The 19,365-nt window shown below is 72.3% G+C and carries 11 protein-coding genes and 1 pseudogene; all 12 read right to left on the bottom strand.

Annotated features, from left to right (window positions below):
• Nucleotides 1–8 precede the first annotated feature (8 nt).
• Nucleotides 9–1,706 carry a ShlB/FhaC/HecB family hemolysin secretion/activation protein gene (locus tag JR064_RS09265; protein ID WP_206229587.1) on the bottom strand — a complete coding sequence of 566 codons (1,698 nt, stop codon included), beginning with the start codon at nucleotides 1,704–1,706 and terminating at the stop codon, nucleotides 9–11.
• Nucleotides 1,703–2,170 (bottom strand): hypothetical protein, encoded by a 468-nt coding sequence (locus JR064_RS09270; protein ID WP_206229539.1) that lies wholly within the window; start codon nucleotides 2,168–2,170, stop codon nucleotides 1,703–1,705. Before JR064_RS09270 ends, JR064_RS09265 begins: the two co-directional genes overlap by 4 nt.
• On the bottom strand, nucleotides 2,167–5,808 hold the full coding sequence (locus JR064_RS09275) for a protein kinase domain-containing protein (protein WP_206229540.1): 3,642 nt from the start codon (nucleotides 5,806–5,808) through the stop codon (nucleotides 2,167–2,169). The genes JR064_RS09270 and JR064_RS09275 overlap by 4 nt, the downstream gene beginning before the upstream one ends.
• A gap of 5 nt (nucleotides 5,809–5,813) precedes the next feature.
• The gene (locus JR064_RS09280) at nucleotides 5,814–6,542 is read right to left on the bottom strand and encodes a PP2C family protein-serine/threonine phosphatase (RefSeq protein ID WP_179569886.1); all 729 of its coding nucleotides are present in this window, start codon (nucleotides 6,540–6,542) and stop codon (nucleotides 5,814–5,816) included.
• Nucleotides 6,542–7,129: a type VI secretion system-associated protein TagF gene (gene tagF / locus JR064_RS09285; RefSeq protein WP_406848136.1), complete on the bottom strand. Its 588-nt coding sequence runs from the start codon at nucleotides 7,127–7,129 to the stop codon at nucleotides 6,542–6,544. Before tagF ends, JR064_RS09280 begins: the two co-directional genes overlap by 1 nt.
• Complete coding sequence (gene tssM / locus JR064_RS09290) at nucleotides 7,126–10,617, bottom strand: type VI secretion system membrane subunit TssM (protein WP_206229588.1); 3,492 nt, start codon at nucleotides 10,615–10,617, stop codon at nucleotides 7,126–7,128. The genes tagF and tssM overlap by 4 nt, the downstream gene beginning before the upstream one ends.
• A gap of 50 nt (nucleotides 10,618–10,667) precedes the next feature.
• Nucleotides 10,668–11,983: pseudogene (gene icmH / locus JR064_RS09295) on the bottom strand (type IVB secretion system protein IcmH/DotU).
• The gene (gene tssK, locus JR064_RS09300) at nucleotides 11,965–13,299 is read right to left on the bottom strand and encodes a type VI secretion system baseplate subunit TssK (protein WP_206229542.1); all 1,335 of its coding nucleotides are present in this window, start codon (nucleotides 13,297–13,299) and stop codon (nucleotides 11,965–11,967) included. Before tssK ends, icmH begins: the two are co-directional and overlap by 19 nt.
• A 501-nt stretch (nucleotides 13,300–13,800) precedes the next feature.
• Nucleotides 13,801–15,153: a type VI secretion system-associated FHA domain protein TagH gene (gene tagH / locus JR064_RS09305; RefSeq protein WP_338123882.1), complete on the bottom strand. Its 1,353-nt coding sequence runs from the start codon at nucleotides 15,151–15,153 to the stop codon at nucleotides 13,801–13,803.
• Between the two features lie 103 nt (nucleotides 15,154–15,256).
• Nucleotides 15,257–15,793: a DUF6931 family protein gene (locus JR064_RS09310; protein ID WP_179569900.1), complete on the bottom strand. Its 537-nt coding sequence runs from the start codon at nucleotides 15,791–15,793 to the stop codon at nucleotides 15,257–15,259.
• 10 nt (nucleotides 15,794–15,803) lie between these two features.
• The gene (gene tssI, locus JR064_RS09315; protein WP_241092961.1) at nucleotides 15,804–17,795 is read right to left on the bottom strand and encodes a type VI secretion system tip protein TssI/VgrG; all 1,992 of its coding nucleotides are present in this window, start codon (nucleotides 17,793–17,795) and stop codon (nucleotides 15,804–15,806) included.
• Between the two features lie 230 nt (nucleotides 17,796–18,025).
• Nucleotides 18,026–19,336: a tetratricopeptide repeat protein gene (locus JR064_RS09320; RefSeq protein WP_241092969.1), complete on the bottom strand. Its 1,311-nt coding sequence runs from the start codon at nucleotides 19,334–19,336 to the stop codon at nucleotides 18,026–18,028.
• Nucleotides 19,337–19,365 lie beyond the last annotated feature (29 nt).

Here is a 19,365-nt window from a genome sequence, read left to right on the forward strand (position 1 = left end):
CGGATTCCTCAAAAGGTGAAACCGAAACGCGAATAGAAACGGACGTCGCGTCCGTCGGACGCATCGCGCCCGCCGGTCGGCTTTGCGGCGCTGAGCCGCAGCTCGAAGCTCTTCCATTGCGGCACGCGCACGGTGACGCCGGCACCGACGCCGTCGAACGTGGTCACCGCCGCGGTGGTCGCGCGGTTGCCGCCCGCCGGATAGACCTGCGCGTGGTCGGCGAACACGTCCAGCTCCAGCACCTCGCGCCACGGCCGGCCGTTGAACGGCGAGGCGGCGTCGGCGAAGCCGGGCGCATCGACGTGGTACTCCAGCGCGGCGTAGTAGCCGCGGTCGCCGAGCGCGTCGGACACCGGGTAGGCGCGCACGCTGTCCGGCCCGCCGACCGCGAACTGTTCCATCGGAGTCAACGCGTCGTCGCTGTACTGGCCGTTGAGCTTGAGGTACAGGCGCTGGGTGCGGCTGAGGTACTGCATGCGCGTATAGCTCAGCCGCGCGATGCTGAAGTGGCTGTCGTGCTCCGGGCTGACCAGGTCCGGCGTCGCCGAGCGGTCCTTCAGCGACTGGCGCAGGCTAAGCTGCAGCAGGTCGATGCCGCGCCAGCGCAGGTCGGTGCGGCGCAGCGCGGTGCTCAGCTCGACCACGTCGAACTTCTGGTCGGACAGCTGGATGCCGGCGGCGCTGAGCCGCGACTGCTCGCGCAGGTAGCGCGCCGAGGCCTGCCATTGCAGGTTCTCGCGATTGACGAACTTCCAGTCGCTGCCGAGGTAGACCACCGAGGTCGGACCCTGCAGGCCGAGCGTGGCGAACACGCCGTTGCGCACTTCCAGTTCGCTGCGGCTGGCACCGATCACCGCGCCGAACCCGGGCACCGCCGGCACCGGCAGCGCGTAGGACAGCGCGCCGATCCGGCTCTGCCGCGGGTCCAGCGAATAGGCGTAGTTGGCGGAAAGCACATCGCCCAGGCCGAGCGGGCTGTTCCAGGCCAGGCCGAGCTGGGCGCGGTAGCGGCCGGTCAACTCGGTGCCGTAGTTGTTGCCGCCAAGGCTGATCGCATACGGGCGCGGCGCTTCGCTGGCGACCAGCAGCACGTCGGTCTCGCCTTCGTGCTGGCCCGGCTGCAGCACCGAGGACACCGACACGCCCGGCAGGTCGCGCACGTACAGCAACGCGCTGTCCACGTCCTGCTTGCGCAGTGCCCGCCCCTGCAATGCCTGCAGCGGCGCGGCCAGGGTGCTGGCGCGGTAACGCGATGCGCCCTTAACCTCGACCTGGCCGACGCGGCCTTCGAGCACGCGGATCTCGACGATCTGTTCCAGCCCCGGGGTCTGCGCCGGCAGGTAGGCGGTGCTGACGATGAAGCCGGACAGGCGGTAGGCGCGGGTGATCGCGTCGGCCACCGCCTGCAGTTGTTCGAAACGCAGCGCCACCACCGGCTGACCCTGCGCCAGTGCCTGGAATTGCGCATCGGCCAGCGCCTGCACGCTGGCCGGGGTGATGCCGGCCTTGGCGTGTTCGCCGACGTCGCGCACGCGGAAGCCGCGGACCTGCAAGGTCACCGCGTTGTCCTCGCGATCCTTCAGCGGCGGCAGCGTGGCGCTGGCGCCGCTGGCCGCTATGCCGGTGTCGGCGGCGGCAGGCGGCAACTGCGCCCACGCCGGAACGGCGGCGAGCCACGCGGACACGGCCGCGGCCAGACACGTCATACGCATGCGATTTCCCCTGGAACGATTCCCTGTCGTGCGCCGGCCTCGCCCCACTGCGTCCCGGGCCTTGCGGCATCGACGAGGCGATGCGCGCGCGGATCGGGAGCGGCCGTCGCTTGCGCCTGCCCTGCGAATGCGGGCACGGCGCCAGCGAAGAATAGCAGCAGAAATGCGAGCAGCGTCACGAAAATAAACACGACGAGCCAGCGCCGGCGGCGGCGTGCCGGCGCGTCGGCGAACAGCGCCCGCAGCGGCTCGTGCGCGGCGCGCGTGGCGTCCGGCGCGGCGACGACGATGGTCGGCCGCAACGCATTGCGATGGGTCACCCCCTGCCCGGCGCCGCGCACGGAGGCCAGCACGTTGCGCCGGCGCGCGCGGTATTCGTCGCGGCCGATGCGGCCGTGCTGGTAGGCCTCGGCCAGGGCCTGCAAGTGCGCGTTGGCCAGTTGCTGGGCCTCGTTCATGGCAGCTCCCGCAGCACGCGCAGGCCCACGTCCGGCTGCGCCGAGCCGTTGTCGGCGCGCCGCGCCTGCACCGTGCAATCGGCCCAATAGCTGGCGAAACTGCCGCCGCGCGCCTGCACTCCGGCGCCGCTGGACACCCATTCCCAGACGTTGCCGGTGACATTGACCAGCCCCCACGGATTAGGTTCGCGGCCGCGCGGCGGCAACGGTGCGCGGCTGGCATCGCCGGCGCTGGCGGTGGGCGGCACGCAATTGCTGTCCTCCGCTTGCCGCCAGTCGCTGCCGGCCTGCGCGGCGTGCTGCCATTCGGCATCGGTGGGCAGGCGATAGCGCCAGCCGCCGCTGGCGATGGTCAGCCAGCGCAGGTAGGCACGGGCCTGGGTCAGGCTGATGTTGCGCACCGGCGCACGCGCCAGTTCCAGGTCCCCGGCCGGTTGCGCGGTGCACTTGCCGGTGGCCTGGCAGAACAGGTTGAAATCGGCCACCGCCACTTCCGCGCGCGACAGCGCGTAGGGCTTGCCGCCGGCCAGGCCGGGCACCACCACCAGCATCGGCCCGCGCTGCGCGCCGAGCGCATCGAAGCAGGCCCTGCCGCGTCCGGGTGCGGCGGCGGCGCAAGGATCGGGGCCGGTCGGCACCGGCGGCAACGGGTCCTCGTCGCTCGCCGCGCCGGCGGCGGGCGCGCGTGCGCTGGCCGCAGGCGCGGTCGCCGGCTTGGCGGCGGGCTTGCCGGTCGCCGGCTTGCGCATGGCATCCTTGGCGACGGGCTCGGTCGCCGCGGCCGCCGTCGGCACCACTGCATCGGAACTCGGCGCATCGCTGCCGGCCTGGCGCTGCAGGCGCGCGCCGAGCGTGCCTTCGGGCAGCTGCCCGCGCGCCTTCAGGTCGGCCTCCAGCTGCGCCATCGCCTGCGCATCGCTGCGGTACAGCTCCTCCAGGCGCTGGCCCAGGCGCTGCCGTTCGGCAGCGGGCAGGGACGGCGTCGCAGCGTCCATCACCGCCGCGACGACGTCGTAGCGGGCCTGCGCGGCACGCAGTTCGGCGCGGTCGCCGAGTGCGGCGACGCCCTGGCCGAGCACGTCGGCGGCCTGGCGATAACGGCCCTGGCGGAACGCGCCGGCGGCGTTGCCGAGATAGACCCCGGCCAGCAGCTGCGGCGCTTCCTTCTGCAGGAACGGATGTTGCGGCTGCAGCGCGCCGATGCGCGCCAGCGCCTGGCGCGCCTTGTCCAGGTCGTTGGCGGCCGCGGCGCGGCGCATCGATTCGATCCGCGAGGTCACTTCGGCCTCGGCGCTCTCGCGCGCCAGCATGGTCTGCAACTGTTGCTGCAGGGTCTGCAGGCGCGCGCGCTGGGCCAGCAGCTGCGGCGCCTGCGGCGCCTGGGTCAGGCCGAAATCGACCAGGGCCTGCGCGCCAGGCAACTGCAGCGGATCGCTCTGCGGCGCGACCGTCGCGGCGATCGCCGCCGCCAGCGCCGCGTCCTGCGCATCGCGCTCGGCCGCCGGCAGCACCGCCAGCGCCGCTTCCACGTTGTCCTGCCAGTCCGGGTCGGCGGAAGGCTCGGCCAGCAGCGTCGCCAGCGCCTTGCGCGCCTGCGCCGGATCGTGCAACGCCGCTGCCGCGGGCTGGCTGGCATGGTGCTGCGCCAGTTCCAGCTGCGCGCCGCGCAACTGCAGGCGCAGCGAATCGGGCAGCGCCGCACGCGCCTGTTGCAGGCGGGTGCGCGCCTGCGCCCACTGCTGCGTGTCGGCCGACTGCTGGATCGCCGCGTCCAGGCGCAACTCCAGTTCCGGGTGGCGCAGCAGGGCGCTGTTCGGATCGATGCGCCGCACCTGGTCCAGCGTGGCCAATGCGTTGTCGGCGCGGTCGCGGAAGATGGCGCCGGCGGCGATCTGCGCGTTGAGCGCGGTATCCAGCGCGTTGAGGCGTTCGTTCTTCTCGCGCTCCATGCTCTCGCGGCGCGCGTCCAGCGCCGGCGAATACAGCCGCAGCCGGTCGCGCAACGCGAACACCTGCAGCGCGCCGCGGTAGTCGTAGCGCCCGCTGGCCGGGTTCCACAGCGCATCCAGCCGGCGCAGCAGGAAATCCTGGATCAGGTCGCCGCGGTCCACCAGCAGGCGCCGGCGGTCGTCGTCGTCGAGGCTGGCCAGCGCCTGCATCGCCTGGGTCTCGTCGACGTAGCGCTGCGGATCGGCCGCGCCGAAGCGCGCGGTGACCTGCTCCAGATGGCGCTGGTGCAGATAGCGCGAGACGCCCCAGCCGCCGGCCCCGACCAGCACCAGCGCCGCGGTGCCGTAGCCGAGCAGCGGCAGCGCGCGCTCGCGCAGCGGCACCTCGCGCAGGCCGTCCAGCAGCGCCTCCACCTTGCTCAGGCGCTGCGCGGCGGGAAACGCCACCGCTGCGCACAGGGTCTGGTACTGGCGCCTGGTCAGGCCCGGCACCGGCGGCGGCACGCGCTTGTCGCGCAAGGCCACTTCGGCGCTGAGCTTGTCGAACGGATGCTTGCCGGTGAGCAGTTCGAAGCACACGCAGCCCAGCGCGTAGATGTCGTCGGCCGGCGTGGGTTCCTGGCCGCGGATCATCTCCAGGCTGGCGTAGGCGGGGGTCAGCGCGCCGAGCGTGGCCGCGTCGAACACGGTCTGCTCGCCGGCCACGTCGGCGGCGTGCTTGCCGGCGCGGGCGATGCCGAAGTCGAACACCTTGGCCACGCCGTCGCGGGTGACCATCACGTTGCCCGGCTTGAAATCCGAATGCACCACGCCGGCGGCATGCGCCCGCGCCAGGGCCCGGGCCATGCCTTCGATCAGCGGCCGCGCGCGCGCCAGCGGCATGCCGTTGTAGGCCTGCTCGCGGATCAGCGTCTTCAGGTCGCAACCGTCGATGTACTCCATGGTCATGAAGACCAGGGTGCGGTCCTTGTCGAAGTCGTAGACGCGCACGATGTTGTCGTGGGCCAGCTTCTGCGAGCGCCGCGCCTCGCGCTGCAGCGCGATCAACGAATCGGGATGGCGGCGGAACTCGTCGCTGAGCACCTTCACCGCCAGCCACGGGTCGCGGTCGCGCGCCTCGACCTTGCGTTCGTCGCGCGCCAGGTAGACCACGCCCATGCCGCCGCGGCCGAGTTCGCGCTTCAGGTAGAAGCGGCCCTTCAGCAGCGTGCCAACCGTGGCGTAGTCGCCGCCGGCGGCATCGGCCAGGCGCTGCCAGCTGGACAGGCTGGCGGTGCCCGCGGTGCCGGTCGCCCCGCCGGTGCCGGTGGCGCCGGTGCTGTCGGCGCCGGCCTGCGGCAGCGGCATCGCCGGTTGCACGCGGGTGGCATCGTCCTCGACCGCGGCCGCCGGCGGCGGCGCGATGCGGCGCGGCATCACCACAGTGGCGTCGTCGTCGATCGGCGCGGCCACGGGCGCGCTGCCGCCGTCCGCGCGCAAGGCGTCGAGGCGGGTCACCAGCGTGGTCACGGTGACGTCGTCGAGCAGGTGCTGCTGGCGCAGCTGCCACAGCGTTTCCACCCCGGCCCGGTAATCGGCTTCGGGCACGGCGCTGCGTCTGGCCAATGCGTCGAGCACGGCCTTCAGGTCCAGCTCGCCGGTGCGCATCGCGGCGACCAGCTCGACGACGGTAGCGGTATCTTCATGCACGTCCTTCACTCCTGCAGGCGGACGACGACGGCGGTGACGTTGTCGCGCGCCGCCCGGCCCATCGCCAATTCGAACAACCGCGTCAGCAGCGCCTGCGGCTCGCCATGCAGGCGGCACTCGGCATCCAGCTCCGGGTCGGGGATTTCCTTGTTGATGCCGTCGCTGCACAGCAGGAACTGCGCGCCGGACGCGCTGGGCGCCAGCACCCAGTCCACGAACAGCGGTTCCTGCGCGCCGACCGCGCGGGTCAGCACGCCGGCGTTGGCGGCCGGCTCGGCGCTGGCGCCGGCCTGCGCGAACTGGGTGGCGTCGTCCTTGACCCCGTGCACGTGGTCGCGGGTGAGCTGGCGCAGCGGCCCCTCGAGGCGGCCGTAACCGCGGCTGTCGCCGACCCAGCCGTACAGCATGAAATCCGGATCGTGCACCAGCAGCACCACGGTGGAGGCGATCATGTCGACCTGGCGCTGCTCGGCGCAGCGCAGCAACTCGGTGTTGATCTGCGCCAGCGCGTCTTCGATCGCTTCGATGAAATCGCATACGTCGGCCGCGCGCGGCAGCGTCGCCAGGCGCTCGACGATCAAGCCGCTGGCGTAGTCGCCGGCGGCATGCCCGCCGAGGCCGTCGGCGACCACCCACAGCCCGGCGTCGTCGCGCAGCAGCAGCGCGTCCTCGTTGTGGCGGCGCACCTTGCCGACTTCGGTATGTCCGGCGGAGCGGTAGTGCAGCGCGGCCATCAGCGCGTGGCCTCCGGCAGCGCGAGCGCGGCCGGCGCCAGCCAGCCCAGGTAGTCGTGCGCGGACAACAGGCCGACGCTGTGCTGCACCACGCCGTCGCCGCTCCACCACAACGCCTGCCCGGCCAACGCGCGCGGCGCATTGGGAATGGCGGTGGCGTCCGGATCCGGCGCCAGCGCCTGCAGCTGCGCGTCGAACGCCTCCACGCCCAGCGTGCGGTCGGCCAGCGCCTGGCCGAGCAGCGTGGCCGCACGCGCATACCAACTGCGGTCCGGCGCGGCCTGCGCCAGCGGCAGCGCGATCGCCAGCGGGAAGCAGCGGCCGACCCGGTCCTCGCCCGGCCCCAGCACGCCGGCCCAGGCCCCCGCGCCGCACAGGCCGCTGCCGAGCACGAACGCATGCAGGCCGCTGCCGCGGTAGGCCGGCGCCCACTGCGTGCCGAGCTGGTCGCGCGCGCCGGCGATCAGCTGCGAAAAATGCCGGTCCCACGGTTCGACGAACGCCGGCGGCAGCCGCCGCTGCACGAAGTCGCCGGCGCTCGGCAGCTTGCCGAAGAATCCGGGCTGCATGGCCTGCGGCATCCTCAACCCCCACACGCGAAACGACGCACGTCGGCGTCGAGGAAGGGATGGCGCAGGTTGCCGGCGCGCAGCGGCAGTTGCACCGCATGTCCCCCGACATCGAAATGGGCGACGAAGCGCAGGTCGGACGGGTTCTGCAGGTCGCCGGCCTGCAGGGCGCGGAACAGCGCCCAGTCGCCCTGGTAGTCGAGCCGGCCCAGCGCCGCGCCATCGGCGCCGAAGGCGGCGATGCTGACGTGGCCGGGGGTGGGCCCGGGCCATTTCATCGGCATGCTGTCCACGCCGCCGGCGGTGTAGTCGAAGCGCTGGCCTTCGATGTCCACGGTCAGCCGCGCCACACCGGCATCCAGGATCGGCGCCAGCACGGTGAAGCCGACCTCCGGCTGCGCCGCGCCGCGGAAGTATTTCTGCTTGATGCGCTCGGCCAGCTGCAGCTGCGCCGGCAAGCCCGGCGCGCCGGCCAGCGCATCCGGGCCGCTCTTCCAGCGCCAGTCGCGGCCGCTGGTGTCGAGCAGCTTCTGCAGCGCGTCGCGGTACAGCGCGTCGAAGCGCCCGCCGACGCCGAACAGCTCGCCGAAGTTCTGCAGCGGGATCTCCTGCGCGCTGGCCGGATCGAACGGATAGCGGCCCTTGACGAATTCGGCGCAGACCACGCCCACCGCCTGCTGCACCTGCGCGTCCAGCGCGGTCTGCGCGCCGCGCGTCATCAGCGCGGCGCTGCTGCCGGTCAACGCCTGCAGCCAGCCCGACAGCGGCGGCGGCAGTTGCGCCGCTTCCTGCCGCGCCAGCAGCAATTGCGCATTGGGCTGCGGCGTGGCGGTGGCCGGATCGGTCATGGTCAGCAGGGTCTTGCTGAGCTGGTCGAGCACGCCGAGCAGGTGGTCCAGCGGCGTGGCGCCGGGCGCACCGCTGGCGAGCGCGTTGAGCGCGGCGAAATGGCTGGCGATGGCCTCGCCGGGCGGCGCGGCACCGGCATCGCCGGCGTCGCCGCTGGCGGCCAGCGCCGCGGCCATGGCCGCGTTGCCGCCGGGCAGCTTGGCCACCAGCTTCGCGCCGGCCTTGCCCGCGGCCTTGCTCGCCGCGTCCTGCCCCGGCTTGGGCGGCGGCGCGCGCAGCAACTGCTGGGTGTTGTCGCGGACCACGCCGAGCAGCAGCCGCAGCGGCGAACTGGGCCCGGCCAGCTTGGCCGCGATCGCGCTGGCCTGCTGCAGGTCGGCGGCCGGCTGCAGCTGCAGGTCGGCCAGCAGTCCGTCCCAGTAGCGGATGTAGTCCTGTTCGTAGAGCACGCGCACCTGCTGCGCCAACCGCGCCTTGCCCAGCGCGTCGATGCGGCGCGGGCCGAACACCCAGTCGTCGCGCACGAACTGTTCGACCGCCTCGCCGATGCCCTGCCCGGCCAACGCGGCGAACACCGGTTGCGTGTACAGCGCCGGCAACGGTTCGGACAGTGCGGTGCCGCTGCTGCGCTGGAACACGTTGCCGAGCAGGCCCAGCGCCTTGTCCAGCTGCAGCGGCTCGGCGCCGGCCTGCGGTTGCGACAGCTTGAGGTTGCCGTACACCAGCGTGGCCAGGTCGGCCGAACGCAGCGTGTTGCGCGCCTGCTCCAGCAGCGCCGGATCCAGCGACAACGCGCGCAGCCGTCCAGGTTCGTCGAGCAGCGCCTGGAAATGCCCGGCCAGGGCTTGCTGCAGCACCGTGTCGGCGGGAAACAGCTTGCGCCATTCGATCGCGCTCAGCGCGGTCAGCTGCGGCGCGTCCAGATGCTGCGGCTGGCCCAGCATCAGGTAGCCCTTGAGGTAGTAGTACAGCGCCTGCGGCGCGCCCGCGTTCTCGGCCATGCCCTGGCGCAGGCGCAGCGCCACGCCCGGCACCAGGGTGCCATTGAGCTGGCGCAGGTAGGCGTCGTGCAGTTCCTCGCCGACCGCATCGCCCTGGTACAGGCCCATCCGCATCGACCACGGCGCGCCGTCGCGGTATTGCTGCGCGACCTGCGCCAGCGCGCGGGTGCCTTCCAGTTGCTGCAGCGCCAGCGCGAAGTACTGCGGCGTGGTCGCCGCGCTGTCCGGATCCGGGCTGTGCGGGCGCGCATCCAGCGCCGTGCGCACCTGTTGCAGGTAGGCGCGATTGCCCAGATAGCTGCCGGCAAGTCCGCCCAGCAGCAGCGCGCCGAGCAGCGCGATACCGGCGTAGCCGGCGACCTGCAGCCAGGCGCGGCGCCGCTCCAGCGCCGGCGCGCGCCCGGCCAGGCCGGATTCGCGCAGCAGCACCTGGCTGAGCAGGCGTTCGACGAAGAAGGTGCGGCGCTGCGCGCCCGGCGCCTGCACGCTGGCCTCGGCCAGGCCGAAGGTGCGCGCCACCGCGCCCATCATGCGGTCGATCGGGGTGCCTTCCTGGGTGCCCGAGGTCAGGTACACGCCGCGCAGCAGCGGCGGCGTGCCGTAGGCGGTGCCGGCGAACACGCCTTCGACGAACTGCCGCGCCGCTTCACCGAGCGCGGCGAACTGCTGCGGGAACGACAGGATCGCCGCGCGCCGGGCGCGGTCGCGCTCCACGTGCATGCGTTCGAACAGGCGCGCGTTGAGCCGCTCCTGCAGCAGCGCGTATTCGTCGGCGAAGCCGCGCGCGGCACTGCCGTCGAGGCTGCGCGGCAGCGGGAACGACACGCCCCACACCTGCGCGCGCTGCTCGGGATTGAGATCGTCGAAGAACTCGCCGAAGCCGCCGATCAGGTCGCACTTGGTGAACACCAGGTACACCGGCACGCTCATCTTCAGCTGCTCGCTGAGTTCGTCCAGGCGGCGCCGGATCGCCTGCACGTGCAGGTCGCGCTCGGCATCGTCGAGCAGCAGCAGGTCGGACATGCTCATCGTCACCAGCACGCCGTTGAGCGGACGGCGGCGGCGGTAGCGGCGCAGCAGGCGCAGGAAATCGATCCACGCGCCGGCATCGACCTGGCGGTCGGAATCCTGCGTGGTGTAGCGGCCGGCGGTATCCAGGAACACCGCTTCGTCGGTGAACCACCAATCGCAGTTGCGGGTGCCGCCGATGCCGCGCAGCGCCTGCTGGCCGAAACGCGCGGCGAGCGGGAAATGCAGCCCGGAATGCTGCAGCAAGGTGCTCTTGCCCGAGCCCGGCGGGCCGATCACCACGTACCACGGCAGCGTGTACAGGTCGCCGCCGCCGCGGCGCTTGCGCAGGACCTGCACCGCCTCGTGGAAGCGCGCCTGCAATTGCTCGCGTTCGTCGGCGCCGCGCGCCTGGCGGTCGTCGCCGAGCGCGTCCAGCGCCGACGGCGTGGCCATCTCGGTGGCCAGCTGGCGGCTGTGCCGGCGCGCGCGCAGTTGCTGCCACTGCAGCCAGCCGGCCCACGCGCCGACCAGCAGCAGGATCAGCAGCAGCCGCGGCACCGCGCCGGCCAGCGGCTGGTGTCCGGCGATGCCGATGTAGGGGCCGATCAGCCAGATCAGCAGCGCCGCCAGCAGCAGCCCGACCATGGTCACGACCCAGCCGGATCGCAGCGTTCCCAGCAGCTTGCCCACGGCGCTCACTCCCCCGGTTGGAACAGGATTTCGACGCGGCGGTTGCGCGTCCGGTTGGCCGCCAGGTCCGGCGGCACGGCCACCGGCTGCGAATCGCCGGCGCCGGCCGATTCGATCCGCCCCGGCACCGACAGGCGCTGTCCCAGCAATTGCGCCACCGCGTCGGCGCGCGCCGCCGACAGCGCGTAGTTGTCCTTGAAGCGCAGCGAACGCAGCGGCTGGTCGTCGGTATGCCCGACCACGATCACCCGCCCCGGCAACTGCTCCAGCGCCGCGGCGATCTTGCCCAGCAACGGCAGCTGGTCCGGATCGACCTCGACCCCGCCGGAGGCGAACATCGCGTTGGCGTTGAGCCGCACCCGCGCCTGGCCGTTGGCCTGCTCTTCGACGACGAGCAGGCCGGCGCGCTCCTGCGGCGCCAGCAGCTGCTTGAGCGTGACCCGCGGCGGCGGCGGCCGCAGCGCGTCCGGCGGCGTGCCGCGCTGCAGGCCGATCTGCGCGGCGGCGGCGCTGATCGGCGCCGACAGCGCATTGAGCCGCGCGTTGAACCACGCGAACGCCAGCAGCACGATGCAGGCCATGCCCAACGCGGCCACCCACAGCGGCAGGTAGCGCGCCAGGCGCCGGCGGCGGTCGTCCACGCCCTGCCAATGCGGCGCCAGCGTGTCCGCCGCGGCGCCGCGCTGGGCACGGATGCGCCGGTACAGGTCGTCCTGGATCTCGGCCAACCTGGCGCGGCCGCCGGCCTCGATCTGGTAGCGGCCGCAGAAGCCCAGCGCCAGGCACAGGTACATCAGCTCGATCAGGTCGACGTGGCGCGGCACGTCCGCGCACAGGCGTTCGAGGATCTGGAAGAACTTGGCGCCGCCGTAGGACTCGCCATGGAACACCACCAGCAAGGTCTTCTGCGACCAGCCGCTGTGCTCGCCCCACGGCGCATTGAGCACCGCCTCGTCGAGCATCGCGCACAGCACGTAGCGCGCCGCGGTCACCGCTTCCGGCGCCGCGCCACCGTCGCGCGCGCGCTGCTCGAAGCGCCGCACCTGCGCGGTCACCTGCTCGCGCAGCCGCGCCACGTCCGGCAACGCCACGCTGTGGCGCAGTTGCACCGCCAGCAGCAACAGCGGACTGGCCGCCTGCACCAGCGGATTGACGCTGCGGCCGAGGAATTCGCTGATGTCGGCATCGCCGGCAGCGGGCGCCGCCGCGCCCGTTGGCGTGGCGAACGGCGCGGCGCCGCGCTGCGGGCGCATGACGGTGGCATCGCTCAACGGATCGACAGGCGGTCGTGCATTCATGCGCTCAGCTCCGGATCGCCCACAGCTGCAGGTCCAGCCCGGCGAACTCGCTGCCGAAGTGGAACGCGATGCCGCCGGAGCCCTTCAACGTGCGCCACAGCGGCGACTGCTTGTCGAATTCGAAATACAGATAGCCGGCGTGGTACGGAATCTGCCGCGGCGCCACCGGCATCGGCATCGCCGCGATACCGGGCAGCTGCAGATTGACCAGGTCGCGGATCTTCTCCACCGGGCCGATCTTGGCCTGCAGCGGCAATTGCCGGCGCAACTCTTCGGCGGGCACGTCGGCCTTGGCCGCGAGCACGAACGCGGCGCTGTCGAACAAGGCCGCATCCGGCACCATCGCCACCCACACGCCGAACTTGCGCGCCTGCACCGGGATCGGCAGCGCGGTCTGTTCGAGCACCGCGCTGAGGCTGCCGCGCAGGCTGGCGATCACCGGCTCGAAGCTCGGCTGCAGCGCGTCGTGGCGATACGCCGGCCATGCCGGCGGGCGCTTGCCCGGCGTGGTGAAGGTGCTCAGTTCGCCGGCCAGCGCGATCAGCGCCGCATACAGATCCTGCGGATGCAGCAGCGGCGCCGACGCCCAGTGCGCGACCAGCGGCTGCCACCGGTTGACCACCTGCAGCAGCAGGAAATCGGCGATTTCCGCCGCGCCGCCGCGGTCGCCGACCGACACCCGCGCGGCCAGCGCTTCGCCGCGCTGGTGCAGCAGGCCGAGCAGCTCGACCAGGAACGTGGCCAGCCGCGGCGCCGCCTGGCAGGCCAGCGCGGTCGGCACGAACGCCTCGTCCAGCGTCACCTGGCGATCGGCGCGCGATTCGACGATGCGCGCCAGCGGCATCCGGGTCAGCCCGTCCAGCGGCTGCGACTGCGGCAGCAGGCGCGTGCTCATCCCGCCCACTTCCATCAGCACCGCGCCCTGCATGCTGCCGGAGGCGTCGTCGACTTCGGTCTCGCGCACCCGGTAGCGGAACAGTTGGTCCGGCGGCGCCTCGGCGCGGCCCACGTCGGCCTGCGCCGCCGCGCGCAGCGGCAGGGTCAGGTACACGGTCTGGTCGCGCCAGTTCGGCTCCACGTCCAGCGCCGGCGGCAGCGGATCGTCGCCCGGCATCGCGAACGGCGTGCCGTCGGGAAACACCCCGCGCGCGCGGCGGATGCCGAGCTTGCCGATCGCCAGCAGATCGGTTTCCAGTTCCAGTTCGGAGAAGCCCCAGGCATGGGGATGCAGGCCGCCGGCGCGCAGCTCCACGTAGCGCTCCAGGTAGCGCTCCTGCTGCTGCAGATGCTGGGGGCGCAGAAACAGCCCCTCGCTCCAGACGACCTTGTTGTTGTGCATGATCCGCCGTGTCCGCTGCTGTCGATGGCGATGCGGCCGCGGCGATGGACGCAGCAGCCGACCCCAATGTGCGATCCCCTTGCCGACGGCCCGGACGCGGCGCGCGGCGCGCGCAGTCCAGGCTGGCGGGATGCAGTGTGGCCAGCGCGGATGCGCGCTACCCGACAATTCGTCTCAGGGCGGCGGGGACGCCGCGGCGCTGCGCTGCGCTCGAGAAGATCGTCTACGCAACGATGCCGACCGCTGCGCGCGCATTGCAGACCGGCGCCGCCGATGTCCTGGTGTCGTGCGCCGACATGCACCGCGGCGCCGACGCGGTGCGTTGCCGCTGCCGCATATCGCCGATGCCGCGGCCGACGCCCTGCAGGCCACCTGCACCACGGCGCCGGCGGCATGCGCCGTGCGTACGTTCCTGTAGCTGCCGCCACGGCGGCTTTTTGCAGGAGCGGCTTCAGCCGCGACACGTGCTGCGGACACTCCCTGTCGCGGCTGAAGCCGCTCCTACAGGGGGGACTTCCCCGCGCGCCGCGCCGACTTCAGCCGCGCCAGTTGCGCCTCGTAGGCGCGGGCGAACTCGTCGCCGAACAGGCGCCGGAAGCATTCGTCCGGGTCCTTGGCCAGGGCCTGGAAGTTGTCGCGATAGCGCTCCCAGTAGCGGCCCTTGCCGGCGAACGCCAGGCGTTTGCCGCTGGCGTCCACCTCCTGCTCCAGCCGGTCGGGGCTGAAGTGGAACAGCATCGATTCGAACGCGGCGCGCATGCCGGCCAGCATCGCCATCTGGTGGCAGCGGATGTCGTCGAACGCATCGTCGAACGCGGCCACGCCGGACAGGAACGCCGGACTCGGCGGCGCCAGCAGCTTCTGCAGCGCGTCCTCGGGCGTGGCGGCGAACTTCAGCGGGTTGTTCTCCGAACGCTGGATCACCGTCACCGGCAGGCGGAAGGTGTTCTTGATCTCGGCGCGCGCGCGCAGCACCTCCATCACCCCATCGACGACGATCTCGAAGATCCGCGCCACGTCGTCCGGCATCTGCGCGGATGGCGCGGCCTGCGCCGCGAACGGTGGAGGTGCGGCAGGCGTGGCCGCTGCGCTCGCCACTGGCGGCGCCGCCGGCGCGAAATCGCCGGTGGTCAGATCCCAGTTTTCCGGCAGTTCGAAGCCGCGCGCCGCGGCCGCTGCGGGCGGCGCTGGAACGCGGAAATGGTCGTGGCCCGCATCGCTGTGGTTCCAGCTGTGCGTCGGCTGCGGCGGCACCGGCGGTGCCGGCAGCGGATCGAGCAGGCGCAGCGGGTCCAGTTCGCCGGCCGCGCCCGGCACGCCGAGATCGCCGAGCAGCGCATCGTCGTAGGCGCCGCCCGCGGGCGCGGCAGCGCTGCCGAATCCCGGCAGGCCGAAGTCGAAATCGAACGCGCCGGCGGCGCCGGGTGCACTGCTGGCTGGGTGCGGCGGCAGCGGCGCCGGCACCACCTGGGTCAGGTCCGACGCGTCGTCCGGCACTGCCACGGCGGGCGGCGGCGGGGCGGCGGGCGCGTCGGCCTGCAGCTGCACCTGGATCTCGAAGCTGTCCAGCTGCAGGCGGTCGCCGTCGCCGAGCGCGGCCGGGTCGCCGCGTTGCAGCGCGGCGCCGTTGAGCAGCATGCCGTTGGTGCTGCGGTCCTCGATGAAATACATGCCGTTGAGATAGCGCACCACTGCATGCGTGCGCGACACGCCGGGCGCCGCCAGCACCCAGTCGCTGTCGTCGGCGCGGCCGATGCTGCCGCCGCGCTGCGCGAACGCCATCTGCGCGCGCGCGCCGAACTGGGCGGCGGCCTGGCCGGCGACGGTGAGAGTCAGTTTGGACGGTAGGGACACGTGGCGCTTCCTTCGGATCGGGTGGCGCGGCGCAGCCGCGGACACGCTGGTACGGATCGGCGCGGCATTGCCGCGTGCGCGCGGCGGCGCAGCATGACCGCGCTCATGCCGCCGCTCCGCCGGCCAGCAATTCCAGCGCGTGCAGCGCATAGCCATGGCGGCGCGCCTCGAACTGCGCCGGTTGCTGCGCGGCGAGCAGGTTGATCGCCGCCACCGCCGCGCGCGCGGTCAGGTGCTCGGCCGGCGGTACCGGCGTGTCCTGGGTCGGCGGCGCCAGGCTGCCGCCTGACCAGGCCACCGCCGCCGCCAGCCACGCGCCCAGCGAGGCATAGCCGCCGGCCTGGGCGAAGGCAGACGCGGCGCGGCGATTGGCTTCGTTCGGCTCGCGTACCCATTTCTCCGCCAGCGCCGCGCCGGCGCGGTCTTCCGGCGACAAGGCTTCGCCGCGCGCGCACTGGCACAGCCAGGCGACCACGTAGCGCTTGGGCAGCAACCGCGCCAGCAGCTTCAGCGCATCCTGCGGTTGGCCGCCGTCGAGCAGCACGCGCACCGCGGCCTGCGCCGGCTGCGCGGTGTCCAGCTGCGCGCGCGCCGGCGCCGACAGCTCCATGTCCACGCAGGCCTTCTCGATCGCATTCATCGCCGTGCCCTCAACCGATCATGATCAGCGCGCCACCGATCTGGTGCAGCGCGTCGGCCTTGAGGCTGAGCATCGGCGCCTTCAGCGTGCCCATCGCCCCGCCCTCCAGCGCCAGCATCGCGTCCGAGTGCACCTTGACGCTGGCGCCGGCGCCCATGTCCACGGTCGCCCCGCCCTTGATCGCCACCTGCACCTTGCCTTCCACGTTCACCGCGTTGTTGCCGGTGACGGTGATGGTCACGCCCTTGATCTCGATCTCGCCGCTGCTCTTCATCACGATGCTCGACGCGCCGGTGACCAGTTCGATCTCGCTGCCCGCACTGAGCTTGAACTTCTGTCCGATCGCGTGCGTGGCGTTGTTGCCGACGTCCAGCGTCTCGTCGTTGTCGACCTTGTGCTTGCGGTCGTGCTTGACGGTGCTGGTCTGGTCGTTGTCGACGGTGGCGAAGTGGTCGTGCTCCACTTCCTCGCGCAGGTCCTTCTGCGCATGCACGAACAGTTCCTCGCTGCCGAGCTTGTCCTCGAAGCGGATCTCGTTGAAGTCCGCGGCGCCGCCGCCGGCGCTGCGGCTGCGCACCCCGCTCTGGGTCTTGTTGTCCGGCAGCGCGAACGGCGGCATGTGATCGGCGTTGTAGACGCTGCCGATCACCAGCGGGCGGTCCGGGTCGCCTTCCAGGAAACTGACCACCACCTCCTGCCCGACCCGCGGCAGGCTCATCGCGCCCCAGCCCTTGCCGGCCCACGACGAGGCCACCCGCACCGGGCACGACGGCTTGCTGCCGTCGCGCGCCGACGTGTTCCAATGGAAGGTGACCTGGATGCGCCCGTACTGGTCGACCACGATGTCCTCGTCGGTGTCGCTGCCGGTCACCACCGCGGTCTGCAGGCCGGCGATCAGCGGCTGCCGCGCCCGCGCCGCGTTGCGGAACGGCAGCTTGCTCTCGATCGCCTCGAAGCGGCACGCGAATGGCGCCGCGCCGCTGCCTTCGCCGGAGGCGTAGCCTGGCGCTTCCAGCGCGGTCTGCGCGCCGATCACCAGGTATTCCTGGTTCCATTCCGGGCGCGGGAACGCCTTCAGCGAGAACAGCGCGCCCACGCGCAACCCCACCGCGTCGCTGTCGCCGCGATAGCGCGAACGCTGCACGTTGTGCGCTTCCGCACGCACCTGCGCGTAGCGCTTGCCATCGGCGACCAGCACATGCGCGCCGGGGTAGTCGAAGGCGGTCAAGCCGCTGACCGGATGCAAATCGCCGCCGTGGCCGATGTCCTCGTCCACCGCCAGCGACGCACGCGGGCGCAACGGATCGTAGTCGGTGAGCTGCTGCGCGCTGGTGTGCACGCGGCGCGCCAGCTGCCATTGGCTGATGGTGGCGCCCATCCCGTTGGCATGCTGCCCTGGCGGCACGTACGGCAGGGTCTCGAAACCGCTGCTGCTGGCGTGCGCGCCCAGCGCATCGGCCAGCACCAGCGTGTGCGTGGTCTGGCTGTGGGTGAAGAAGTAATAGATGCCTTCCTGCTCGAGCAGGCGGCTGATGAAATTGAAATCGTCCTCGCGGTACTGCACGCAATAGTCGCGCTTGGGATAGGTGCCGCTCAGGCTCAGGGTCACATCGCCGTAGCCGATGCCGTCGAGCACCGTGCGCACGATCTCCGGCACGCTCTGCGCGGTGAAGATGCGGCAGTCGCGGCGCTGGGTCAGCAGCCACGGCTTGGGTACCAGGGTCACCTCCAGCACCGCGTAGCTGAGCCGGTCGACGACATGGAAGCCGGTCTGCGCGACGTGCGCGACGATGCCGTGGTACCAGCGCACATGGCCCTCGCCCGCCTTCAGCTGCACCGCCATCGAGGTGCCGAGCAGCGCGCGCAGGTCCGGCCGCGGCTGCGTGCTGAGCGCGGTCAGGCGGTACTCGAACAGGTCGCCCAACGCTTCCGTCGCCTGCATGCGCCAGAACAGCAGCGCATCGCCAAGGTCGGAGTGCAGCGTCATCATGGGCGTGGGCATCGTGGTGTCCGGGAAGTCGAGCGCCGCGCAATGCGGACCTGGGCCGGCGATCGCGAGCGGCGTTCGCGGTGCGGCGCGCAACGCCGGCACCGGCCCGAACGCCGCCCCCGTGCGCTGCCGGCAGGGCGATACTCACACGGCGCCCGGCGCGAAAGCCGACATTTCGTCTCAGCGCTGCAGCGGTATGCGGCGCGCGTCCTCGCCGCATACCGGTGCCGGAGCGCGCGGCGCTAGCGGCGTGCCAGCACCACCCAGCCCTGCACCGGCGCACCGCCCTCCTTGCGCAACTGGTCGGCGCGGAGCTGCACGCGGGCGAAGCCGGCCTGCGCCAGCGCGGCCTGCACGTGCGCGCGGCTGTGCCGGTAGCGCCCGCTCGCACCGAGCTGCACCCGATCGTCCGCAGCGTCCAGCGCCTCCACGGTGAAGGCCAGCCAGCCGTCGCCGCGCAATGCCGCGTGCGCGGCCGCGCAGACCTCGCGCAGATCGCCGAAGTACACCAGCGTATCGGCCGAGACCACCACGTCCCACGCCTGCGGCTGCGCCTGCAGATACGCGGTCAGTTCGCCGACCACCAACGCGTCGTAGCCGCCACGCTGGCGCGCCTTGTCGATCATGCCGCCGGACAGGTCCACCCCGGCCAGCTGCCGCGCATGCGGCCGCAGCAGCGGCGCGCACAGGCCGGTGCCGCAGCCGGCGTCGAGCACGTCCAGCGCCGCGCTCGGCGCATGCAGTACCTGCGCCAGCTCCGTGGCCAGCAGCTGTGGCGCGCGGTACTCGAGATTGTTCAGCAGTTGCTCGTCGAAGCTCTCGGCGAAGCCATCGAACACTTCGCGCACGTAGGCGTCGTCGGCGCGCGGCGGCGCGGCGCTGCCGCCGCACGCGGCCAGCATGTGCCGGGCCACCGCATTGTGCGGATCGCGCACCAGCCAGTCGCGGTACACCGCCACCGCTTCGTCGTGGCGGCCGAGCAGATACCAGGCGGTGCCAAGCGCCTCCAGCGCGCGCAGGTTGGCCGGATCCAGCTGCCACGCGGTGCGGAAGCACTCGGCCGATTGCTCCAGATGCTCGTGCTGCTGCGCGTGGTTGCGCAGGAACAAGCCGAACAGATAGTGGCCGTGCGCGAACCCGGGCACCTGCTGCAGCAGCTGCGCATAGGCCAGGAACGCCTCGTCCAGCCGCGCCTGCGCTTCCAGCACCACCGCCAGGTTGCTCAGTGCGTTGTGGTGCGACGGCGCGCAGGCCAGCGCGCGCCGGTAGCAGGCCTCGGCCTCGGCCAGGCGCGCGCATTCCTTGTGCACGTTGCCGAGGTTGTTGTGCGCGTCCGGGTAGGCGGAGATCAGCGTCAATGCGCGCTCGATCAGTCGCTGCGCTTCGTCGCTGCGCCCACGCTGGTGGCACAGCACGCCGAGGAAGTGCAGCGCGTCGGCATGCGCGGCGTGCTGCGCGAGCAGGTCGCGATAGCCGCGCTCGGCCGCGTCCAGGTCGCCGGCCCGGTGCACGGCGATCGTCTGCGCCAGCGTCGGCGCGGCCGGCATCCCCATGCCGGCCGCGACCGCTTCCGCATCCCCAT

Origin of the sequence: Xanthomonas bonasiae (genome assembly GCF_017163705.1) — a bacterium.
Taxonomy (GTDB): Bacteria; Pseudomonadota; Gammaproteobacteria; order Xanthomonadales; family Xanthomonadaceae; genus Xanthomonas_A; species Xanthomonas_A bonasiae.

What these genes read in the sequence shown, in the direction of transcription:
- JR064_RS09265 (WP_206229587.1), bottom strand. Translation starts at nt 1,706, where the DNA reads ATGACGTGTCTGGCCGCGGCCGTGTCCGCGTGGCTCGCCGCCGTTCCG.
- JR064_RS09270 (WP_206229539.1), bottom strand. Translation starts at nt 2,170, where the DNA reads ATGAACGAGGCCCAGCAACTGGCCAACGCGCACTTGCAGGCCCTGGCC.
- JR064_RS09280 (WP_179569886.1), bottom strand. Translation starts at nt 6,542, where the DNA reads ATGGCCGCGCTGCACTACCGCTCCGCCGGACATACCGAAGTCGGCAAG.
- tssM (WP_206229588.1), bottom strand. Translation starts at nt 10,617, where the DNA reads ATGGTCGGGCTGCTGCTGGCGGCGCTGCTGATCTGGCTGATCGGCCCC.
- tssK (WP_206229542.1), bottom strand. Translation starts at nt 13,299, where the DNA reads ATGCACAACAACAAGGTCGTCTGGAGCGAGGGGCTGTTTCTGCGCCCC.
- JR064_RS09310 (WP_179569900.1), bottom strand. Translation starts at nt 15,793, where the DNA reads ATGAATGCGATCGAGAAGGCCTGCGTGGACATGGAGCTGTCGGCGCCG.
- tssI (WP_241092961.1), bottom strand. Translation starts at nt 17,795, where the DNA reads ATGCCCACGCCCATGATGACGCTGCACTCCGACCTTGGCGATGCGCTG.
- JR064_RS09320 (WP_241092969.1), bottom strand. Translation starts at nt 19,336, where the DNA reads ATGGGGATGCCGGCCGCGCCGACGCTGGCGCAGACGATCGCCGTGCAC.